At 70.2% G+C, this 20,834-nt stretch carries 17 protein-coding genes; 7 read left to right on the forward strand and 10 right to left on the reverse strand.

Annotated elements, in window-relative coordinates; translation table 11 throughout:
- Positions 1 to 4 precede the first annotated feature (4 nt).
- On the reverse strand, positions 5 to 835 hold the full coding sequence (locus ACSQ18_RS00620; protein ID WP_436035133.1) for an ABC transporter ATP-binding protein: 831 nt from the start codon (positions 833 to 835) through the stop codon (positions 5 to 7).
- 21 nt (positions 836 to 856) lie between these two features.
- Entirely contained in the window at positions 857 to 1,969 is a 1,113-nt protein-coding gene (locus ACSQ18_RS00625; protein WP_144806832.1) for an ABC transporter substrate-binding protein, read from the reverse strand.
- 194 nt (positions 1,970 to 2,163) lie between these two features.
- On the opposite strand from ACSQ18_RS00625, the gene ACSQ18_RS00630 reads away from it, so the two are divergent.
- A complete protein-coding gene (locus tag ACSQ18_RS00630) occupies positions 2,164 to 3,729 on the forward strand; it encodes a MinD/ParA family ATP-binding protein (protein WP_436035134.1) in 1,566 nt (521 codons plus the stop codon).
- An 89-nt stretch (positions 3,730 to 3,818) separates the two neighbouring features.
- On the opposite strand, the gene ACSQ18_RS00635 is transcribed toward ACSQ18_RS00630, so the two are convergent.
- Positions 3,819 to 4,736: a 2-hydroxyacid dehydrogenase gene (locus ACSQ18_RS00635; protein WP_436035135.1), complete on the reverse strand. Its 918-nt coding sequence runs from the start codon at positions 4,734 to 4,736 to the stop codon at positions 3,819 to 3,821.
- 72 nt (positions 4,737 to 4,808) lie between these two features.
- Here ACSQ18_RS00635 and ACSQ18_RS00640 point away from each other — a divergent pair, with 72 nt between their 5' ends.
- Positions 4,809 to 5,240 carry a DUF1761 domain-containing protein gene (locus ACSQ18_RS00640; protein ID WP_436035137.1) on the forward strand — a complete coding sequence of 144 codons (432 nt, stop codon included), beginning with the start codon at positions 4,809 to 4,811 and terminating at the stop codon, positions 5,238 to 5,240.
- A 701-nt stretch (positions 5,241 to 5,941) separates the two neighbouring features.
- Here the strand turns inward: ACSQ18_RS00640 and purQ are convergent.
- Together purQ and purS are read right to left on the reverse strand one after the other, a co-directional pair.
- Complete coding sequence (purQ, locus tag ACSQ18_RS00645; RefSeq protein WP_144806835.1) at positions 5,942 to 6,649, reverse strand: phosphoribosylformylglycinamidine synthase subunit PurQ; 708 nt, start codon at positions 6,647 to 6,649, stop codon at positions 5,942 to 5,944.
- The gene (gene purS / locus ACSQ18_RS00650; RefSeq protein ID WP_144806836.1) at positions 6,646 to 6,891 is read right to left on the reverse strand and encodes a phosphoribosylformylglycinamidine synthase subunit PurS; all 246 of its coding nucleotides are present in this window, start codon (positions 6,889 to 6,891) and stop codon (positions 6,646 to 6,648) included. The genes purQ and purS overlap by 4 nt, the downstream gene beginning before the upstream one ends.
- 307 nt (positions 6,892 to 7,198) lie before the next feature.
- Between purS and ACSQ18_RS00655 the strand changes: the two genes are divergently transcribed.
- The 5 genes from ACSQ18_RS00655 to ACSQ18_RS00675 all read left to right on the forward strand — a co-directional run bounded on the left by ACSQ18_RS00655 (position 7,199) and on the right by ACSQ18_RS00675 (position 13,112).
- Entirely contained in the window at positions 7,199 to 8,479 is a 1,281-nt protein-coding gene (locus tag ACSQ18_RS00655) for an ABC transporter substrate-binding protein (protein ID WP_436035140.1), read from the forward strand.
- Between the two features lie 106 nt (positions 8,480 to 8,585).
- Entirely contained in the window at positions 8,586 to 9,641 is a 1,056-nt protein-coding gene (locus tag ACSQ18_RS00660) for a carbohydrate ABC transporter permease (RefSeq protein ID WP_436035142.1), read from the forward strand.
- Positions 9,638 to 10,555 (forward strand): carbohydrate ABC transporter permease, encoded by a 918-nt coding sequence (locus ACSQ18_RS00665; RefSeq protein WP_436035143.1) that lies wholly within the window; start codon positions 9,638 to 9,640, stop codon positions 10,553 to 10,555. Before ACSQ18_RS00660 ends, ACSQ18_RS00665 begins: the two co-directional genes overlap by 4 nt.
- Positions 10,556 to 10,633: 78 nt before the next feature.
- Positions 10,634 to 12,091 carry a GH1 family beta-glucosidase gene (locus ACSQ18_RS00670; protein WP_436035145.1) on the forward strand — a complete coding sequence of 486 codons (1,458 nt, stop codon included), beginning with the start codon at positions 10,634 to 10,636 and terminating at the stop codon, positions 12,089 to 12,091.
- 7 nt (positions 12,092 to 12,098) lie between these two features.
- On the forward strand, positions 12,099 to 13,112 hold the full coding sequence (locus tag ACSQ18_RS00675) for a LacI family DNA-binding transcriptional regulator (RefSeq protein WP_436035147.1): 1,014 nt from the start codon (positions 12,099 to 12,101) through the stop codon (positions 13,110 to 13,112).
- A gap of 155 nt (positions 13,113 to 13,267) precedes the next feature.
- Here ACSQ18_RS00675 and ACSQ18_RS00680 read toward each other — a convergent pair whose 3' ends face one another.
- The 5 genes from ACSQ18_RS00680 to ACSQ18_RS00700 all read right to left on the reverse strand — a co-directional run bounded on the left by ACSQ18_RS00680 (position 13,268) and on the right by ACSQ18_RS00700 (position 20,740).
- Positions 13,268 to 14,614 (reverse strand): uracil-xanthine permease family protein, encoded by a 1,347-nt coding sequence (locus ACSQ18_RS00680; protein ID WP_436035148.1) that lies wholly within the window; start codon positions 14,612 to 14,614, stop codon positions 13,268 to 13,270.
- A 94-nt stretch (positions 14,615 to 14,708) separates the two neighbouring features.
- On the reverse strand, positions 14,709 to 15,632 hold the full coding sequence (locus ACSQ18_RS00685) for a phosphoribosylaminoimidazolesuccinocarboxamide synthase (protein ID WP_436035149.1): 924 nt from the start codon (positions 15,630 to 15,632) through the stop codon (positions 14,709 to 14,711).
- A 35-nt stretch (positions 15,633 to 15,667) separates the two neighbouring features.
- A complete protein-coding gene (locus tag ACSQ18_RS00690) occupies positions 15,668 to 16,999 on the reverse strand; it encodes a DUF222 domain-containing protein (RefSeq protein WP_436035150.1) in 1,332 nt (443 codons plus the stop codon).
- Between the two features lie 405 nt (positions 17,000 to 17,404).
- A complete protein-coding gene (locus ACSQ18_RS00695; protein ID WP_436035151.1) occupies positions 17,405 to 17,728 on the reverse strand; it encodes a hypothetical protein in 324 nt (107 codons plus the stop codon).
- Positions 17,729 to 17,743: 15 nt separating this feature from the next.
- Positions 17,744 to 20,740, reverse strand: a complete 2,997-nt coding sequence (locus ACSQ18_RS00700) for a C25 family cysteine peptidase (RefSeq protein WP_436035152.1) — start codon at positions 20,738 to 20,740, stop codon at positions 17,744 to 17,746.
- Positions 20,741 to 20,834: the final 94 nt, after the last annotated feature.

A 20,834-nucleotide genomic window follows, 5' to 3' on the forward strand; every position in this document is an offset into this window, starting at 1 on the left:
GCTCTCACGACTCGGCCGCGGCGCGTCCGTCGGCGCCGAACAGGAGCTCGGACGCGCGGTCGACGAGGGCGTGGAACTCGGGCGTGCGCTGCATCTCCGGCGTGCGCGGGCGGGCGAGGTCGACCTCGATGATCTCCTTCACGCGTCCGGGCCGCGGCGACATGACGGCGACGCGGTCGGAGAGGAAGATCGCCTCGGAGATGCCGTGGGTCACCAGCAGCGTCGTCGCGGGCTTCTCGCTCCAGATGCGCAGCAGCTCGAGGTTCAGGTTCTGGCGGGTCATGTCGTCGAGCGCCCCGAAGGGCTCGTCGAGGAGCAGGACCGAGGGCTTCAGGGCGAGGGCGCGGGCGATCGAGACGCGCTGCCGCATGCCTCCCGACAGCTGCGCGGGCCTCGCCTTCTCGAACCCCTGGAGTCCGACGAGCGCGATGAGCTCGTCGATGTAGGCGTCGTCGACGCGGCGACCGGCCACTTCGAAGGGCAGCCGGATGTTGCTGCGCACGCTCCGCCACGGCAGGAGGGCGTGGTCCTGGAACGCGATCCCCAGCTCGCCCGACGCCCGCAGCTCGTGCGGTGTCTTGCCGTCGACGCGCACCTCACCGGTCGTCGGGGTCTCGAGGTCGGCGAGGATCCGCAGGATCGTCGACTTGCCGCACCCCGACGGGCCGAGGAGTGCCAGGAACGAGCCCCGGTCGGTGTGGAGGTCGGTGTCCTGCAGCGCCGTGACGCTGCGGCGACCCGTCGTGAAGGTCTTGGTGAGACCGTCGATCCGGATGCCGGTGCCTCCCTCGGCGAGAGGGGCACCGGCATCCGTCGTGGTGGAGCTCTGTGTCATGGGATCAGCGCGGGTAACGGATCAGGGCAGGTAGTCGATGAGGTCGGGGTTCTCGGCGTAGATCTCGTCGATGATCGTCGTGTCGAAGAGCTGGTCGACGGTGACGTCCCAGCCGGCGGCGGCGAGCGAGTCGACCGTCTGCTGCTTGAGCTCGTCGGAGATCGTGAACAGGCCGTTGGCCTCGGTCTCCTCGGTGGAGATCAGCAGCTTCTCCGCCTCGAGGCCCATGCCGGTCTTGGTGGGGTCGAGCGCCCCGAAGACGGCTTCCAGCCCCTCGGAGGACTCTTCGGCCTCGGCGTTGTAGTACTTCTCGATGAGCGCGACGGTGTCGTCGGTGCTGTTCTGGAAGACGTCGGTCCAGCCCTTGATCTCGGCCGTGAGGAACGCCTTCAGCAGGTCCTTGTTCTCGGCGAGGTACTGGTCGGTGACCGAGAACGTCTCGGCGACGTACGGCACCCCGTTCTCGGCGTACGCGAGGTTCGTGATGTCGTAGCCGGCGAGCTCGACGGTGAGGGCCTCGTTCGTGAGGTACGCCATGAAGCCGTCGACGTCGCCGTTCATGAGGGGCGTCGGGTCGAAGTCGACCGGGACGACCGTCACGTCGGCGGGGTCGATCCCGTTGGCGTTCAGCAGCGCCTGGAACACCGAGGCGTTGGAGTCCTGCACGCCGATGGTCTTTCCGACGAGGTCCTGCGGCGTCATGATGTTGCCGCCGTCGGCGAGCGACAGGATCGTGAACGGGTTCTTCTGGAACGTCGCGCCGACGATCTTCAGCGGGGCGTCCTGCTCGGCGATCGCGGCGCCGATCGACGCGGCGTCGGACAGGGCCACCTGTACCGTGCCGGACAGCAGCTTCGCGACGCCCGTGTCGGGGCCCGAGATGCCGACGACGTTGGAGAACCCGGCGTCTTCGTAGTAGCCGTTCTCGTAGGCGTAGAACTCGCCCGCGAACTCCTCGTTCTTGATCCACGAGTACTGGACGCTGATCTCCCCGAAGTCGGCGGCGTCGCCGGAGCCGGCCGGCGCGGGCGAGGTGTCGCCGGCGCACGCGGAGAGTGCGAGAACGGATGCCACGGCAACGGCTGCCGTGACGAGGACGCGGGCGCGCGGGCGCGCGGTGCTGTGGATCGCCATCGAGGTCCTTCGGGTGTGGAGGTGGAGCGGATGGATGCGGTGCAGGTTGGCACCATGATCGCGCCGCCGTGTGTACGGTGACGGCCGCTCGTGTTTCCACTGTGTGACGATGTGCGGCCGACGCCCGTCGAGCGCCCCCTCGGCGCGGACGGCGCGGGGTGGGATACTCGATGTGCCCTCAGGAAAGGACCACTGTGGCCACCACCACGTACGAACCCACCGTGCACATCACGTCGAGCACGGGGGCGCAGATCCACGTCGGCGGCGAGATCGACGAGGTCTTCGCGTCGACCGAGGAGGGCTTGCGCGCTCGGATCGTCGAGGCGATCCGGCAGCTCGCGGCATCCGTCGGCGAGCCGGTGACCGCGATGGTCGTCGACGGCGCCACGCGCTGGCCGATGATCGTCCACCCCGACGGCACGTTCCTGGAGGCGACGTCGCTGTCGGCCTCCGACGGGGGAGCCGCCTCGCTCGACGCGGTGCCGGAGCCGGTGGCGGCGGCGGAACCGGTGATGGAGCCGGTGGTGGAGCCGGATGCCGAGGCGGCCGCGCCCGCGGAGGAGCTCGCTGTCCCGGTGGTCTCCGCTCCTGAGCCGGTGCACGAGACGGTGCCGGCGGCGCCCGCGTTCGCACCGGCGCCGAGCTTCGCGCCCGCGCCGGCCGCGCCGGTAGCGGCAGCCGCGGCGGCAGAGTCCGCCGCAGTCGAGCCGTCGCGTGAGCCGGTGCGCGCGCCCGAGCCGACGCGGGCGCCCGAGCCGACGCGCGCGCCCGCCGGGCCGCTGCGCGCCGACGTGCAGCGACGCGACCCGCAGTCGCCCTCGCGCACCGCGCCCACCGTCGACGACCTGTTGAACTCGCGTCTGGACCGTTCCCGTCCGCGCGCGACCGAGGGCTGGCAGGGCGCGATCCGTCGCGCCACCGGCGGGGCCATCTCGCCGCGCCCCGGCAAGGCGGAGCGTTCGCGCATCGAACGCCAGCGCAAGGTGCAGCGCCGTCTCGACGCGCCCCGCACGATCGTCGTGCTCAACCCGAAGGGCGGCGCCCACAAGACCACGAGCACGCTCCTCCTCGCTGCCACGTTCGGCACGCAGCGCGGTGGGGCGACGCTCGCCTGGGACAACAACGAGACCCGCGGCACGCTGGGCTGGCGGGCGCAGAACGTCCCCCACCACCGCACGGCCGTCGACCTCCTCGACGATCTCGACCTGTTCGCCTCGACGACCCAGTCGAGCCTCGCCGGCCTCGACACGTACGTCCGCACGCAGGTCGACGCCCGATTCGACGTGCTCGCCTCCGACGAGGATGCCGCGGCATCCTCGACCATCGACGCCGCCGCGTTCGACCGGCTGCACAGCGTGCTGTCGCGGTACTACCGGCTGCTCATCATCGACACGGGCAACAACATGCGCGCGTCGAACTGGGTCGCCTCCGTCGCCGCCGCCGACCAGCTCGTGATCGTCTCGACCGTCCGCGAGGACACTGCCGCCAGCGCGGCGTGGCTGCTCGACGGCCTGCGCGAGAAGGGCTTCGACCACAAGATCGACCAGGCGGTGACGATCCTCGCGGCGCCGTCGGCGCACCCCGACAAGCGACTGTCCGAGCGGCTGGAGCGCCACTTCGCGCAGGTCACCTCGGCCGTCGTGCACGTGCCGTTCGACCCGGCGCTCGTCGACGGCGGCCCGATCGACTTCGACGCCCTGTCGGCCGAGTCGCGCGACGCGTGGCTCACGGTCGCCGCGACGGTCGCCGACCGGCTCTAGCCGCCGGCCAGCGGCATCCGCGCACGCTGAGCATCCGCGCACGCTGACGGGCTCGCCGAGGGCGGCGGCCCGACGGCATCCGGAGTCGTTCAGCCCCCGAGGACGATGTTCTCGGGGGTCTCGCCGGCGCGCACGTGGGCGATCTGGCGGCGCAGTAGGGCGGCGATGCGCGGCTGCATCGCCGTCGACGCCCCGCCCACGTGCGGAGAGATGAGCACGCCCGGCACCCCCCACAGCGGGTGGTCCTGCGGGAGGGGTTCGGGGTCGGTCACGTCGAGTCCCGCGCGGATGCGACCCGCCCTCGCGTGACGCACGAGCGCGTCGGTGTCGATGAGGGGCCCGCGCCCGACGTTGACGACGAGCGCGCCGTCGGGGAGCGCCGCCAGTTGGGCCTCGCCGATGATGTGGCGGGTGGCGTCGCCGCCGGGCAGCGACAGCACGACGATGTCGACGGTCGGCAGCAGGTCGTGCAGTTCGTCGACGCCGTGCACCCGGATGCCGTCCTCCTCGCGGGCGCGGGAGGCTACCGGCACGAGCTCCACCTCGAAGGGGCGCAGGCGGGCGGCGACCGCCTTGCCGATGCCGCCGTAGCCGAGCAGCAGGACGCGGCGGTCGGCGAGGCTCTCGGCGAACACGCCGTTCCACTGGCCGCGCTGACCGTCGATCGCGAACCGGTCGAGGTGACGCTGCACCGCGAGGGTGAGGGCGACGGCCAACTCGGCGGTCGAGGTCTCGTGAACGGTGGCGGCGTTCGCGAAGGGGATGCCGGGAGGCAGGATCTTCTCCACGCCTTCGTAGCCGATGGACTGCCCCTGCACGAGCCCCACCTCGATCTCGGCCAGCTTCGGGAGGAAGCTGCCCTGCGTCATGTACGGCGGGACGACGATGTCGAGGCGTGGCCGCGGTGCAGGGGTGGACATGTCCCAGAGGAGCACCTCGACGTCGTCGGGCACGTCGCGGAGGTCTTCGGCGAGGCGGGCGGTGGGGACGGTGACGACGATGCTCACTCTTCGACGCTACCGGGAGTAACGTTCCGGGAAGGCCGCACCGACCCGACCTGGCCTCACCGAGGAGGACCGATGATTCCCGAGATCAACTATTGGGCCGTGCTCGTGGCCACCGTCGCCGCGATCGTGGTCGGGTCGATCTGGTACGTGCCGAAGGTGTTCGGTGCCCGCTGGAAGCGCCTCGCCGAGGTGCGCGACCCCGAGACGGCCGCCGAGGCGTGGCTTCCGATCATCGTGTCGATCGCGCTGTCGTTCCTGCTCGCGTGGGTGCTCGCCGGATCGGTCGCGATCGCGTGGCACTTCTACGGCGGCGGCTACCTCACATCGGCGCTCGTGACGGGCCTCACCCTGTGGGCGGGCTTCACGGCTGGACGCTTCATCGTCCACGACGTGTTCGCCGGCCGGCCGTCCCAGCTCACGGTGCTCAACATTTCGCACGAGCTCGTGCTCGTGGTCGTGATGTCGCTCATCATCGGGGTCTGGCCCCCCGCCGGCACGGTCTGACGCTCGCCGGTCCGGGGTCGGTGGTGCGCACCGGCATGCAAGGCATGTCCCACTTTGTGCGGGCCATGTCCCACTTTCTGCAAGGCATGTCCCACTTTGTGTCGCTTTGACGGGCCGCAACTGACCAATTGTGGGACATGCTTACTCCTCCAGCGAGGGCTACAGACCGAATGTGGGACACGCCCACCCACCCGGCGGCCGCAACCGACCGAATGTGGGACGCGCCCACCCATCCGGCAAGCGCCACCGACCGAATGTGGGACATGCCCACCCATCCAGCAAGCGCCACCGACCGAATGTGGGACATGCCCACCTCCGCGCGCCGCTAGCGAGCCGCATCTCCGGCCGAGAGCCGGCCTGTCCCACTTTGCGCGAGCCATGTCCCACTCTGTGTCGCTTTGAGGGGCCGCAACCGGCCGAATGTGGGACATGGCCACCCAGGCAGGGGCCGCAACCGGCCGAATGTGGGACATGGCCACCCAGGCAGGGGCCGCAACCGGCCGAATGTGGGACATGCCCACCCAGGTAGCGGCCGCAACCGGCCGAATGTGGGACATGCCCACCCAGGGAGCGGCCGCAATCGACCGAATGTGGGACATGGCGACCCACCGAGGGCCGCAACCGACCGAATGTGGGACATGCCCACCCAGCGCGCCACCCAGCGCTCCACCCACCCAGCGCACCAGCGCGGCCGGAAGGCGTCAAACGGCGGCGGATGCCAGGGAGGCGACGGCCGACGTGAAGAACGAGAGACCGTCGACGCCCGACCGCATCGCGGCGGCGGTGTCGGGACCGAAGCCCGGCTCGACGGCGTGCTCGGGGTGCGGCATGAGGCCGACGACGTTGCCGCGCTCGTTCGTGAGGCCCGCGATGTCGTCGAGCGAGCCGTTGGGGTTGACGCCCACGTAGCGGAAGGCGACGAGACCTTCGCCCTCGATCCGCGCGAGGGTCTCGGCGGAGCAGATGTAACCGCCGTCGCCGTTCTTCAGCGGGATCGTGATCTCCTGGCCCGCCTCGAACTGCGACGTCCACGCGGTCGACGCGTTCTCGACGCGCAGCCGCTGGTCGCGGCGGATGAACTGTTGGTGGGCGTTGCGGATGAGTCCGCCGGGGAGCAGGTGCGCTTCGACGAGCATCTGGAAGCCGTTGCAGATGCCGAGGATGGGCATGCCGGCGGCGGCGGCATCCTTCACCTCCGCCATGATCGGCGAGAGCGCGGCGATCGCGCCCGCGCGGAGGTAGTCGCCGTAGCTGAAGCCGCCCGGGAGCACGAGGGCGTCGACGCCCTCGAGGTCGTGGGAGCCGTGCCACAGCGCGACCGGCTCGGCACCCGCGAGGCGCACGGCGCGCTGCGCGTCGCCGTCGTCGAGGGAACCGGGGAAGGTGATGACCCCGATGCGGGCGGTCACTCGACCACCTCGATGCCCACGACGTCCTCGATGACGGAGTTCGAGAGGATCTCGTCGGCGATCTTCTTCACGCTGGCCAGGGTCGCCTCGTCGGCGCTGTCGACGGTGAGCTCGAACCGCTTCCCGATCCGCACCCCCGAGATGCCGCCGACCTCGAGGCGCGAGAGCGCGCCGGCGACGGCCTTCCCCTGCGGGTCCAGCAGCTCGGCCTTGGGCATGACGTCGACGACGATGGTGGGCATCTGGAGGCTCCGGGAAGTCGCGGGAAGGGTGTCCACCCAGTCTACGGGTAGCCCAGCGGATGCCACGGAGCGCCGGCGGATGCCACGGAGCGCTCGCGCCATCCATCGGTCCCGCAGCCCGAAGCCGACTCGACGGATGCCGTGACCGAACCGTGATCCTTCTCATGGGAGCGCTCCCTTGACATTCGTGGGAGCGCTCCCGTACGGTCATCTCGTCTGGTGAGAGCGCTCCCACGGAACCCGATGTGAGACGGACCGCCGACGACAGCGAACACGCAGCTAGACCCACACCACAAAGGAGTGACACGTGAAATCACGCGCACTGCGCCGCATCGGGCTCATCGCCGGCGCCGCCACCACCACCGCGATCGTGCTTGCCGGCTGCGCCGGCGGCGGCACCCCGACGCCTTCCGAGTCGTCGGGCGAGCAGAACTTCGAGGGCGTCGAACTGACGCTCGCGACGTTCAACGACTTCGGCTACACCGACGAGCTCCTCGCCGAGTTCACGGAGGAGACCGGCATCAAGGTCGTGCACAACAAGGCCGCGACGTCGAACGACGCGCGCGCCAACTTCTTCCAGAAGCTCGGCAAGTCCGGCCTCGCCGACGTCGAGGCGGTCGAGATCGACTGGTTCGCCGAGATGATGCAGTACGCCGACCTGCTCGCTCCCGTCTCCGACGACCTCAAGGGTCGCTGGCTCGACTGGAAGGAAGCGGCCGCCACCGACGGCGACGGCAACCTGGTCGCCTACGGCACCGACATCGGCCCGCAGGGCATCTGCTACCGCGCCGACCTGTTCGAGGAGGCCGGCCTGCCGACCGACCGTGCCGAGGTCGCGAAGCTCTTCCCGACCTGGGACGCGTTCTTCGACGTCGCCGACCAGTACAAGGAGAAGACCGGCCAGCCGTTCATCGACTCCGCCAACGCCGTGCTCCAGGGCATCCTCAACCAGGAGGAGATCACCTACGAGAACACCGACGGCTCGATCGTCGCCACGGAGAACCCGGTCGTCAAGGAGGCCTACGAGACGGTCGTCGACCGTGCCGTGCCCGTCGCCGCGTACGCCGGCCAGTGGAGCGAGGACTGGTTCGCCTCCCTCGCCAGCGGCGAGTTCGCCACGATGCTCTGCCCCGGCTGGATGCTCGGTGTGATCTCGGGCAACGCGCCCGACACCAAGGGCTGGGACATCGCCGACGGCTTCCCCGGCGGCGGCGGCAACTGGGGCGGTTCGTACCTGGTCGTCCCGGCCAACGGTGCCAACGTCGCCGCGGCCCAGAAGCTGGCCGACTGGCTGACCGCGCCCGAGACGCAGATCAAGGCGTTCACCAACGCGGGCACCTTCCCGAGCCAGAACGACGCGCTCGCCAGCCCTGAGCTCGCCTCGGCGACCAACGAGTACTTCAACGACGCCCCCTCGGGTGAGATCCTCACCAACCGCGCGAACGCCATCACGGTCGCGCCGTTCAAGGGCCCGAAGTACTTCCAGTTCCACGACGCCCTCCAGAACGCGGTCACCCGCGTCTTCGACGGCCTCGAGGACAAGGGCACCAGCTGGAACACCTGGGTGACCGAGGTCAGCGCGTTCTGATCCCACCCGGACTCGGATGACCGGGGGTGCGGCGACCCGAACGCCGCGCCCCCGTCATCACCGAGACCTCCCCCCGGGCAGACCCACCCCACGACGAAGGACGACCGTGACCACGACACAGCAGCGCCCCGCGACGCGCCCGCGCACCACAGACGACGGCCCCCGGGCACCCCGGGTCATCTCGTTCTCCCAGAAGCTCAGCAAGTGGGACATCAAGTTCTCGCCCTACCTGTACATCTCGCCGTTCTTCCTGATGTTCGCGGTCGTCGGTCTCTTCCCGATCGCCTACACGGCCGTGATCTCCTTCATGGACTGGGACCTCATCCGCAACTCGGGTGAGTTCATCGGCTTCGACCAGTACGTGTGGATCCTCACGCAGCCCCACTTCTGGACGGCCCTGCGCAACACGTTCAGCATCTTCGTGCTCTCGAGCGTGCCGCAGCTGATCCTCGCGATCTTCATCGCCGCCGTCCTCGACCGCAACATCCGCGCCAAGACCTTCTGGCGCATGAGTGTCCTGCTCCCCTTCGTCGTCGCGCCCGTCGCCGTCGGCCTCATCTTCACGGCGATCTTCGCCGACAACTTCGGGCTCGTGAACAACTGGCTCACCTCGATCGGACTTACCCCGATCCCCTGGCACAAAGACCCCTTCTGGAGTCACATCGCGATCGCCACGATGGTCAACTACCGCTGGACCGGTTACAACACGCTGATCCTGCTGGCCGCGATGCAGGCCGTGAACCGGGACTTCTACGAGGCGGCCACCGTCGACGGCGCCGGTCCCGTGCGACAGTTCTTCTCCATCACGCTCCCGTCGCTCAAGCCGACCCTCATCTTCGTCATCATCACTTCGACGATCGGCGGTCTGCAGATCTTCGACGAGCCTCGCGTGTTCGACCAGTTCGGTCGAGGCGGTGCCGCCCAACAGTGGCTCACGATCTCGCTCTACCTCTACGACATCGGGTGGGGCCAGTGGAACTTCGGCCGGGCCGCCGCGATGGCCTGGATCCTCTTCATCATCATCTTGCTCATCGGTCTGCTGAACCTCCTCATCACCCGCACGCTCGTGCGCGACGAGGGTCTGCATCGGGAGCTCACGAAACGGCAGCAACGCGCGCTCGAGAAGTCCGCGAAGCGCGACGCGAAGGAGGGCTCGCGATGAGCACGCTCGGAACCCCCACGCCCCTCGCGACCGTCGAGGACACCATCCCGGATGCCGGTGCCCGCCGCAAGGCCGGCCGCACCGTCCGCATTCGCGGCTCCCGCCCCGGGTGGGTCGTCTACGGCATCCTGACGGTCGTCTTCCTCACGGGCGTCTTCCCGCTGTACTGGTCGTTCATCATCGGCTCGGGTGACGCGTCGTCGCTGCGCCGCCCGTTCAGCTGGGTGCCCGGCGGCAACTTCTGGGACAACGCCGTCGCCGTCATGAACAACCCCGCCGTCAACTTCTGGCCGGCGCTGTGGAACTCGATCTACAGCTCCTTCCTCATCGCCGCGGCCGTCGTCATCACGTCGACGCTCGCCGGCTGGGCGTTCGCCAAGCTCCGCTTCCACGGCGGTCCGGCGCTGCTGGTGTTCGTCGTCGCGACGATGGCCGTGCCGCAGCAGCTCGGCGTCGTGCCGCTGTACATCCTGTTCAGCGAGCTCGGGTGGACCGGCCAGATCGGCGCGATCATCATCCCGGCGCTCACGAGCGCGTTCGGCGTCTTCTGGATGACCCAGTACCTGCGACAGGCGGTGCCCGACGAACTCATCGAGGCCGCCCGCGTCGACGGCGCGTCGATGATCCGCACGTTCTGGACCGTCGGCGTCACCGCCGCCCGACCGGCCGCGGCCATGCTGTTCCTCTTCACCTTCGTCGGGGCGTGGAACAACTTCTTCTGGCCGTTCATCGTGCTGGATCGGCAGAACCCGACCCTTCCCGTGGCGCTGTCGCTGCTGCAGTCGAACTACTTCGTCGACTACTCCATCGTCCTCGCCGGGGTCATCCTCGCCACGATCCCCCTGCTGCTGCTGTTCATCTTCGCCGGCAAGCAGCTCGTGAGCGGCATCATGGCGGGTGCGGTCAAGGGCTGAAATCGGCCCCGCCGACGACCCGAGCGCCATTCGGCGGTACCCTCCATGAGCCACACTTTCCGAGAGGACACTGCGTCCATGTCGCGCACCTTCCCCGACGGCTTCCTGTTCGGAGCCGCCACCGCCGCCTTCCAGATCGAGGGCGCGGCCTTCGAAGACGGCCGGACGGCATCCATCTGGGACGCCTTCTGCCGCGTGCCGGGAGCGGTCATCAACGGCGACGACGGCGACGTCGCGTGCGACCACTACCACCGCTACCGCGACGACGTCGCGCTCATGAAGAGCCTCGGGCTGGACACATACCGCTTTTCGGTCTCGTGGTCGCGCGTGCGCCCGGATGCCGGTGCCCTCAACCCGAAGGGCATCGACTTCTACAAGCGCCTCGTCGACGAGCTGCTCGACGCCGACATCCTTCCGTGGCTGACCCTCTACCACTGGGACATGCCGCAGGCGCTGCAGGACCGCGGCGGCTGGACCGTCCGCGAGAGCGCCGACCGGTTCACCGAGTACGCGCTCTCCGTGCACGACGCGCTCGGCGACCGCGTGCAGCACTGGACGACGCTCAACGAGCCGTGGTGCTCGTCGTTCCTGAGCTACACCGGCGGCATCCATGCACCCGGCCACTTCTCCGTCACGGAGGGCGTGCTCGCCGCCCACCACCTGCTGCTCGCCCACGGGCAGACGGTGCAGGCACTCCGGGAGCGCGACGCGTCGCTCGACCTCGGGATCACCCTGAACCTCACGGTCGCCGAGCCCGCCGACCCGAACAACGCCGCCGACCTCGACGCCGCGCGCCGCATCGACGGCCAGTTCAACCGCTGGTTCCTCGACCCGATCTTCCGTGGCAGCTACCCCGCCGACATCGTCGAGGACTTCCGTGCCGTCGACCCCGCCGCCATCGACGCGCTCGATGCCGCCACGCACCCCGGCGACCTCGAGGTCATCGCCACCCCGCTCCAGGCGCTCGGTGTGAACTACTACCACGGCGAGTTCGTCGGCGGTCAGCCCGACCCGAACCCGCCGACCCCGGGCGACGCGCCCACGACGCGACAGACGGCCTCGCCGTTCCCGTCGCACGACGGCATCCACTGGCACGAACGCGGTCTTCCCCGCACGTCGATGCACTGGGAGGTGCAGCCCGAGGCGCTCACGACCCTGCTCGAGCGGGTGTCCGACGAGTACGCGAAGGATGCCGGTACCGCTCTCTACGTGACCGAGAACGGCGCCGCCTACGACGACGTGGCCGTGATCGAAGACGGCGAGACCCGGGTGCACGACGCGGACCGCACCGAGTTCCTGCGCGGGCACCTCGGTGCCGTGCTCGACTCCGCCGACGCCGGAGTCGACGTCCGCGGCTACTTCTACTGGTCGCTGCTCGACAACTTCGAGTGGGCGTGGGGGTACGAAAAGCGGTTCGGCATCGTCCGCGTCGACTACGAGACGCAGGAGCGCGCGTTGAAGGACAGCGCGCTGGAGTATCGTCGGGTCATCGCCTCTCGGGCGATCGACATCCCGAACCCGCTCCTGCAGAGGTAGCCCCGCCGTGACCATCGATTCGACGCGCTCCGCCGCGACCATCGAAGAGGTGGCTGCCGTGGCCGGTGTGTCGCGCTCGACGGTCTCACGCGTCGTCAACGGCTCCACGGCCGTGAGCCCCGCCGCCCTCGAAGCGGTGCACCAGGCGATCGCCGAGCTGAACTACGTGCCCAACCGCGCAGCGCGGTCGCTCGCCAGCCGCGCCACGATGGCGCTCGCGCTCGTGGTACCGGAAGACACCACGCGCTTCTTCGGCGACCCGTTCTTCGCCGCGATCGTGTCGGGGATCAACGCGCGCCTCAGTCGCTCCGACTACGTCCTGAACCTGATCATCGCCAGCGACGACCCGCAGGACAAGGCGACGGCCTACCTGCGCAGCGGCGCCGTCGACGGCGCGATCGTCGTCTCGCACCACACGAGCGACACCTTCATCGACCGCATCGCTGCTGCCGTGCCCGTCGTCTTCGGTGGGCGTCCCGTGCGCGAACGCGACAGCGACTACTACGTCGACGTCGACAACGTCGCCGGCGGCCGCCGCGCCACCGAGTACCTCATCGGCACCGGGAAGCGGCGTATCGCGACGATCACCGGCCCGCTCACGATGCCCGCCGGCGTCGACCGTCTCGCGGGGTACCGGGAAGCGCTCGCCGCCGCAGGGCTCGAAGAGGTCGCGGTAGAGGACGGCAACTTCACCGCCGACGGCGGCGCCGCCGCCATGCAGCGCATCCTCGACCGCCAGGTGGCCTTCGACGCGCTGTTCGTCGCCAGCGACCTCATGGCCCGCGGTGCCCTCGCCTCGCTCGGGCGCGTCGGCATCCGCGTGCCCGACGACATCGCGATCATCGGCTTCGACGACTCGCCCGTCGCGCAGACGGTGAGTCCGCAGCTGACGACCATGCGGCAGCCGTCGTTCCAGCAGGGCGAGCGCATGGCCGACATCCTGCTGTCGATCCTGTCGGGCGGAAAGCCCCCGCACGTGACGATCCTCGAGACCGACCTGATCGTCCGCGTCTCCGCCTGACGCGGTCGCCTAGTTCGCGTCGGTCGGGGCTGGCATCGGTCTGGGGTTTCGCAACTCCGGAAACGACGCTCCCCCCGGGCCCGAAGCGGGCCACAGGGGGAGCTAACGAGGCAGCTGTCCGGAGTTGTGAACGCCCGGGCCTGCGGAACGAGCGGCTACTGCGGGTCGCCGCCGAGCTGGCCGATCGGGACGATGGGGCCGCCGTCGTCGGCTCCGGTCTTGCGCCACCGGGCGATCGCGTTGCCGCCGTGGTAGATCGCGAGCGCGGCGATCGTGCCGAGCACGATCGCGCCGAAGCTCAGGGTGCCGAGGTTCATGGTGAAACCGGCGATCGCGATGACGAACGCGACGGCGACCGTGTACTGGTTGACGGGGCGGGAGAAGTCCACCTGGTTGTCGACCCAGATCTTGATGCCGATGACGCCGATGAGGCCGTAGAGCGCGGTCGTGACACCACCGAGCACGCCATTGGGCATCGCGAAGATGACCGCGCCGACCTTGGGGGAGAAGGCGAGGAGGATCGCCACGATGCCGGCGACCCAGTAGGCGGCCGTCGAGTAGACGCGGGTGGCGGCCATGACGCCGATGTTCTCGCCGTAGGTCGTGGTACCCGAGCCGCCGAGGCCGCCCGCGACGACCGTCGCCACGCCGTCGGCGACGAGGGCGCGGCCGGTGTGACGGTTGATCGTCGGGTCGCCGGTCATGGTCGCGACGCCGCGGACGTGCCCGACGTTCTCGGCGATCAGGACGAGGACGACGGGGAGGAACATCGGGAGCGCGCCCCAGGCGACCGGGTCGCCGAAGGCGGGGAAGTGGAACTCAGGCAGGCCGATCCACGCGGCGCCGGCGACGCCCGAGAAGTCGACGCGTCCGAGGATCATCGCCACGACGTACCCGACGACGACGCCGAGGAAGATCGAGATGCGGCCGAGGAACCCGCGGAACAGCACGGCGAACAGGATGCAGGCGACGAGGGTGATCGTGCCGAGCAGCGCGTCGGTCTGGAAGTTCTGCCACGCGACCGGGGCCAGGTTCAGGCCGATGAGGGCGACGATGGCGCCGGAGACGACCGGCGGCATGAGCTTCTCGATCCAGCGAGTACCGGTGGCCTGCACGAGGAAGCCGACACCGGCGAGCAGGAGGCCCGCGACGAAGACGCCGAGGAGCGCCTGCGACAACTGCTCCGCCGTCTCCAGCGGCTTGCCGCCTCCGGGGCCGAGCGCGAGGATCGGCGCGAGGAAAGCGAACGACGACCCCAGGTAGCTGGGGAGGCGGTTGCGGGTGAGGAGCAGGAAGAGCAGCGTGCCGACGCCCGAGAACAGCAGGGTCGTCGAGACGGGGAAGCCGGTGATGACGGGCACCAGGAAGGTGGCGCCGAACATCGCGACGACGTGCTGTGCGCCGATGGCGATCGTGCCGCCCCAGCTCAGACGCTCGTCGGGCTTCACGACGGCGCCGCGCTCGACGTGGCGGCCGTCGCCGTGGAGTTTCCAGGTGGGCATGGCGATGCTCCTCAGATTCGGGGGAAGGTCGGGCGTGATGCTCGACGTCAGGTTATCTGGGAGAACCCTGGGAGCGCCGGAACGGCGCGCGCGCTCAGGCGGTGAGCAGGCCCAGCAGCTCGCGGTACTTGTCCGCCGTGCGCGCGACGATGTCGGCGGGAAGCTCGGGCGGCGTGCCCTGCTGGTCCCAGTGGGCGGCGAGCCAGTCGCGGACGATCTGCTTGTCGAAGCTCGCCATCCGCTCCGCCGGTGTCGTGCCGGTGCGCCACGCCTCGGCATCCCAGTAGCGCGAAGAGTCGCTCGTGAGGACTTCGTCGGCGAGGGTGAGGATGCCGTCGGCATCCACCCCGAACTCGAACTTCGTGTCGGCGAGGATCAGCCCCTTCTCCTCGGCGATGGCGGCGGCGCGGGTGTGGATCTCGAGCGACGCGTCGCGGAGTTCGGCGGCGCGCTCGGCACCGACGAGCTCGACGGTCCGCGCGAAGGTGATGTTCTCGTCGTGCTCACCCATCGGCGCCTTGTAGGCGGGGGTGAAGAGGGGCTCGGGCAGACGGTCGCCGTTGTCGAGTCCGGCGGGGAGCGGGATGCCGCAGACCGTTTGGCTCGCGCGGTACTCCGCCCACCCGGAGCCGGTGAGGTAGCCGCGCACGACGCACTCGATCGGCTGCATGTCGAGCGCACGCACGACCATGGCCCGGTCGGCGACCTCGGCGGGCGGCGTCGCGCCGGCGACGAGGTGGTTCGGCACGGGGCGTCCGCCGTCAGCGCCGGCGAGCTGGTCGAACCACCAGAGGCTGAGGCTCGTGAGCAGCGCGCCCTTGTCCGGGATGCCGGGGCTCAGCACGTGGTCGAACGCGCTCACGCGGTCACTCGCGACGACGAGCATCGTGCCGGGGGCGGCATCCGCGGCGTCGGCGGGCCGGTACAGGTCGCGCACCTTCCCGGAGTACACGTGGGTCCAGCCGGGGAGTTCGCGCGCGTCGGTCACCCGTTCATTATCCCGGTCGGGTGTGGTCATCAGTGATCGCGCTCGCTCCTCGCGTGATGGCGCCGTCAGGCGATCAGTTCGTAGCGTGCGCGGCCGCCGCGACGGCGGGTGCGTGCGGAGTCTATCCACGCGGGCGGCGTGAGCCACACCGTCGCGGACGTGCCCACACCCTCGACATCGATGTCCCAGCCATCGTCGTGCACCCGATGGTGACAACCCGAGCACAGCAGCACCCCGTTCGACAAATCTGTCGGACCGCGATCTCGCTCCCACCATCGGAGGTGGTGCACGTGGCACCAGGTGAGCGGGGCGCCGCATCCTGCACAGCCGCCGTCGCGCTCACCGAGCGCCAGCTTCTGCGCGCGGGTGAAGAGCCGCTTCGCCCGGCCCCAGTCGAGGATCTCGGACTCGCCTCCGAGCACGCACGGGATGAGTTCTGCGTCAGCTGCCAGCCGGCGGGCGGCCTGTGCGCTCACGGGCACGTCGATGCCGTCGATGGTGGCCGAGCCGTGGCCCGTGAGGAGGGTGTCGAGATCCACCCGGACGATCACCGTCGCCGACGGCCCGGAGGGGAGCGCGTCGCATCCGAGTCCGTGGCGGCAGAGATCCGCCAGGGCGTCGGCCTGCAGCTGCCTCACGCTGCGCTGATCGCGCTCGGCCTCGTCGAGGTGCTCATTGCGTCGCAGGGCGCCGGTGACGAGCCCATCGATCGCCGCCCGTATCGGTGCCGCCGTCTCGGGGTCGAGTCGCGCCGTCAGCACGACCATGCCCTCGCGCTCCTGGATGACGAGCGAGCGCTCGCCGCGCCGCTCCTGCTCCCGCGGCTCGACGCCGTCGGGATCCAGATGTGCCTCAGCACGGGAGAGCAGCCGTTGGAGTTCGTCGGGACGTAGCCCCTGGGCGAGGTCGACCAGTTGCCGCTCGGCATCATCCCGCGCGAGGGGAGTGCAGCGCGTCGATACACGGTCGAGCAGGGCGACGATCTGCGAGGCCGCCCACGTGCCCAGTGCACCGCACGCCACCGCGGCAGCGACGTGCGGGTGCGCCGCGGGGAGCTCCTCGCCGGTCAGCGAGCGCCGCGACGCGGTTGCCTCTCCCACCTGGACGAGTCGCGCCGCCTCGCCGCCCGTGGTGCCGGTGGCGGTCGCGATCATCGCGACGGGCGTGCGAAACCCCTGGCGCTTGGCGAGCGAGTCGCGGCCGAGCTCGGTGCGCGACTGCCGCGCCACCTCGGCGGCGACGGGGGCCAGCGCCGCCTCGACCTGCCTTTTCAGGGCCCCGAACGCCGTCGTGACAGCCACGAGTTCGCCCGGGGTCAGGGCCTCGGGCGCGCGCTCGCCGCCGGCTGCCGCGAGCGCGGCCAGCGCCTCGGCGATGCGATCGAGCGGGGTGATCATGCGTCGAGTTTAGAAGGAATGTTCGAGAGATGTCGGGAGTTATCCACAGGGGTGAGCGAGCGATGACGGGTACGGCGTTTCGTCTCGCTGCGCTCGCTCAACGACCGGAGGGGTGAGCGGGCTCGACGACCGGAGGGAGCGCGGGCGATGACGGGTACGGCGTTTCGTCTCGCTGCGCTCGCTCAACGACCGGAGGGGTGAGCGGGCTCGACGACCGGAGGGAGCGCGGGCGAGGACGGGGAGCGTCGTTTCGTCTCGCTGCGCTCGCTCAACGACCGGAGGGGTGAGCGGGCTCAACGACCGGAAGGGTCAGCGGGCGAGGGAGGGGTACGGCGTTTCGTCTCGCTGCGCTCGCTCAACGACCGGAGGGTTGCGCTGGCTCGACGACCGGAGGGTTGTGTCCGCTCAACCACCCGGGGTGATGCTGTCGACGAAGGCGAAGGCCTCGTCGACGACGCCCTCCCACAGGTCGGCGGACGCGTCGGGCACGAGCACCCACTCGCGCATCGCCCGTTCGCGCATGATCATGCGCTCGGCGCGGCCCGTGGCATCCAGCTCGGTGACCCGCGCCTCGGGCAGCTTCGCGATGATCCCCGACTTCACGCGGAAGGCGAAGATCTTGCCGCGGATGCGGAGTCCTTCGCTTCCGAACATCGGACCGATGTCGACGCCCTCGCGTCGCAGGTGTGCGGCGGCGAGGGCGTCGAACAGCTCGTCGGGCGAGGTCATGCCGTCAGTATGGCCTCACCCGTCCCGCCCGGCCAGCTCCAGCACCGAGACGGCGGCGTCGCCGTGGGATGCCGTGACCTCCACGGCGCGTCCCCGGAGTTTCCGCGGCAGCTTCGCGATGCCGTCGGCATCCGTCTCCAGCACGACCTCTTCGCCGTGGCCGTCGACGGCCCGCACGTGGACGAGCGCGCCTTCGACCGGTCCGGGATCTCCCGGCCGCCCGGGGACCGGCTCGGCCCGCTCGATCGTGACCCGAAGGAGACCGTGCCCGAGGTCCGCCTCGAGGACGAGCCGCGGGAAGGCGGCGCGGTAGACGCGGAGCTCGGGGTCTCCCAACAGGTTGAGGCTGAAGATCTGCCACCGGTCGTAGCCCGACCAGTAGCCCGTCGATCCGAAGACGCCCACGCGGCTGTCGTTGAGGAGCCCGAGGTGCCGCGTGGAGGCGAGGCGGTGGAAGAACGCCCGCTGGAAGTCGTCGCCGACGCCGATCCACGAGAACCTCGTGTTGCCGACGTAGCCGACGGCCCCGCCCGCGCCGTTGAGCAGCAGCGCCTCTCCCATGGCGTCACTCGCGTCGAACCCGTTCGTGAGGCACGAGTCGGCGTAGCCGATGAAGCCCGGCGTGCCGTTGCGGAGCGAGGCGGCCATGCCGGTGCCGAGGTGCGCGACGCCCGACTGACTGCCGTGTCCGGACAGCGACACGAGGTGCGGTGCGGCATCGAGCCCGCCGCGCAGGCCCGACTCCGTCAGGTACTGCACCGGCGCCGACCAGCGGTCGAACCACGACAGGTCGCGCTCGTCCTCATAGTGCCGCGAGAACCGGTCGATGCCGGGCACCTCGCTGCGGAGCTGCTTCCGCAGCCGCTCCTGGTCGGCCATCGACCCTTCGGCCCCCCGCGGGTTGAACTCGTAGGCCTGCGGTGCCCGCTCGGCCGCGGCGCCGTGCACGACGATCCACGGGCTCGGCACCGGGAAGGTGAGCGTCGTGAAGAACAGGGGGATGCGGATGGCGCTCGGTCGCGCGTCGGTCGCCGACATCGCGTAGTACCAGCCGCGGACGGATGCCGACGGGTCGGTCTTGAAGGGCAGTTCACGCCGATCGGTCTCGGTGATGCGGGCGATGAGGTCCCACGTGTAGTCCGCGGGCGCGGCGGTGAGCTTCAGCAGCGCCCGGTTCTGACCCGCCTGGGTGGCGAACTGGTTGTCGCCGGGCGTGGCGGCGGCGGTCGGCCACAGGAAGGTGCGCCCGCCCCAGTCGGACGACACGAGGACCATGCGGCGCGGCCAGTCGCGGTCGGCCAGCAGCCCCCACACTCCGCCGGCCCGTTCGTAGGCGAGCGTCTTGTCGACGAACACCGCCGCCTGGGCGGCATCCTCCACGGGAGCTCGCCCGACGCTCAGGTCGGTGCGCAGCACGACGCCGTCGATGTCGGTGCCGTCGGCGTGGTTCTGCCCGTAGAGGCCGTTGCCCGCGGCATCCCATGCGTGCTCCGGCACGTACACCCAGGGGAGCGTGAAGGAGAAGAACCCGAGGTCGATGCGGCGGGTGCCGATGAGGAAGCTCGACAGGCTCGCGTAGTAGAAGTCGGTGGGGATCGTGTTCCACGCGTACAGGAACTGCAGCGGTGTCGCGACGAGGCTCTGCGGTCCCTCGACGCGGATCCACTCCGTGGGAGTGGCGCTCCGGGTCGCGTAGTCGCCGGTGGTGAAGTACCAACCGGGCGACGCGCTGCCCGACGTGCCCGCGGAGTCGTACGGGATGAGCGTGCCGTCGCTGATGCGGGTGAGCCGGTTGTCGACGCTGTTGCCCCACCAGTCGCCGAGCGCCTGCGCGTGGATGCGGAGGTGCGAGCCCGTCCAGAAGCTCTGCCCGTTGTCGGGCTTCGCGTTCGTGCCGACGGCGACCGTGCCGAGCATGCCGCCGGCAGCCTGCCGGGCGGGCACGATCGAGACGTCGCCACCCACGAGCAGCCACGAGATGCCCCAGTCCTGCCGCTTCGCGACGAGGAAGCGCCGGATGACCTCGGCGAGGTCGCGGGAGCCCGTGCGGAAGTCGCCCCAGCGCCCGTCGAGGATCTCGGTGATCGTGACCACGCGGGCCGTGATGCCCCGCGCGCGCTTGGCCTGCGCGAGCCGCTCGAACTGCGCGACGATGCCGGGACGCGGCGCTCCGCGCGTGAGCGTCATCGGATTCCACGTGTAGTCGTCGGTGACGATGACGTACGCGGAGGGGAACTCGAACCGCGGCCAGTCGAGCTCGATCTTCTCGACGACCTCCGGGTTCAGCACCGAGCCGCGGACGACGTCGCGTAAGCGCACGCTCTCCGTCTCGGTCACGGGGAGCGCCTCGGGCAGCAGCTGCAGTCGCTGCTCGTCGAACGCGTCGCCGAACCGCTCACGGAACTCCGCCGCGGCCGCTTCCCGGTCGTCGACGGCGGGTTCGGGGCCGAACTGCACCGTGACGGTGACCGTGGTGCACAGCTCGAGCACGGCTTTGCGCGTCATCCGCACGGGCGAGATCTCGATCACGGCGATGCGGATGCCGCCGACCGTCTCGATGCCGGCCGATCGCACGACGGGCGGCGGCTCCTCGGCGGCGGCGAGGTAGGCGTCGACGTCGGGCGGCACGATCGGCGGGGCCGGGAACCCCGTATCGATGGGTGCGTGGTCGTCGCGGCGGCAGCTGCAGTCGGCGTCGCAGTGCACGTGGGTCGCGCGGGCCGCGGGGCGGGCGTGCTGCGCGGGGGCGACGAAGGTCAGCCCTCGTGTCGCGCGCGTCCACTTCTCGCGCTCCACCGTCAGGCCGATCGGCCACTGCCCTTCGGGTGCGGCGATCCGCACCCGCGTGACGGGCAGGGCGGGATGGCCGGGTGCTCCGCCGGTGGCGAAGTCCGTCAGTCGGACGACGACGCCCAGCGGCGTCTCCGTGAGGCTGAGGTCGTCCCGATCGACGTTGACCGTGAACGTGGTCGAGCGGTCGTCGGGCTGGTCGCGGTGCAGTTCGGTGCGCATGAGCGGCTCCGTTTCGCGAAGTGGAGGCGGCCATCGCCTCGACAGTGAGGAGCGCGGTCGGTGCCGGCTGATACCGATGTCGGAGTTTCGGTAT

Origin of the sequence: Microbacterium sp. LjRoot45, from assembly GCF_964253325.1 — a bacterium.
In the GTDB taxonomy this organism is placed as follows: Bacteria; Actinomycetota; Actinomycetes; order Actinomycetales; family Microbacteriaceae; genus Microbacterium.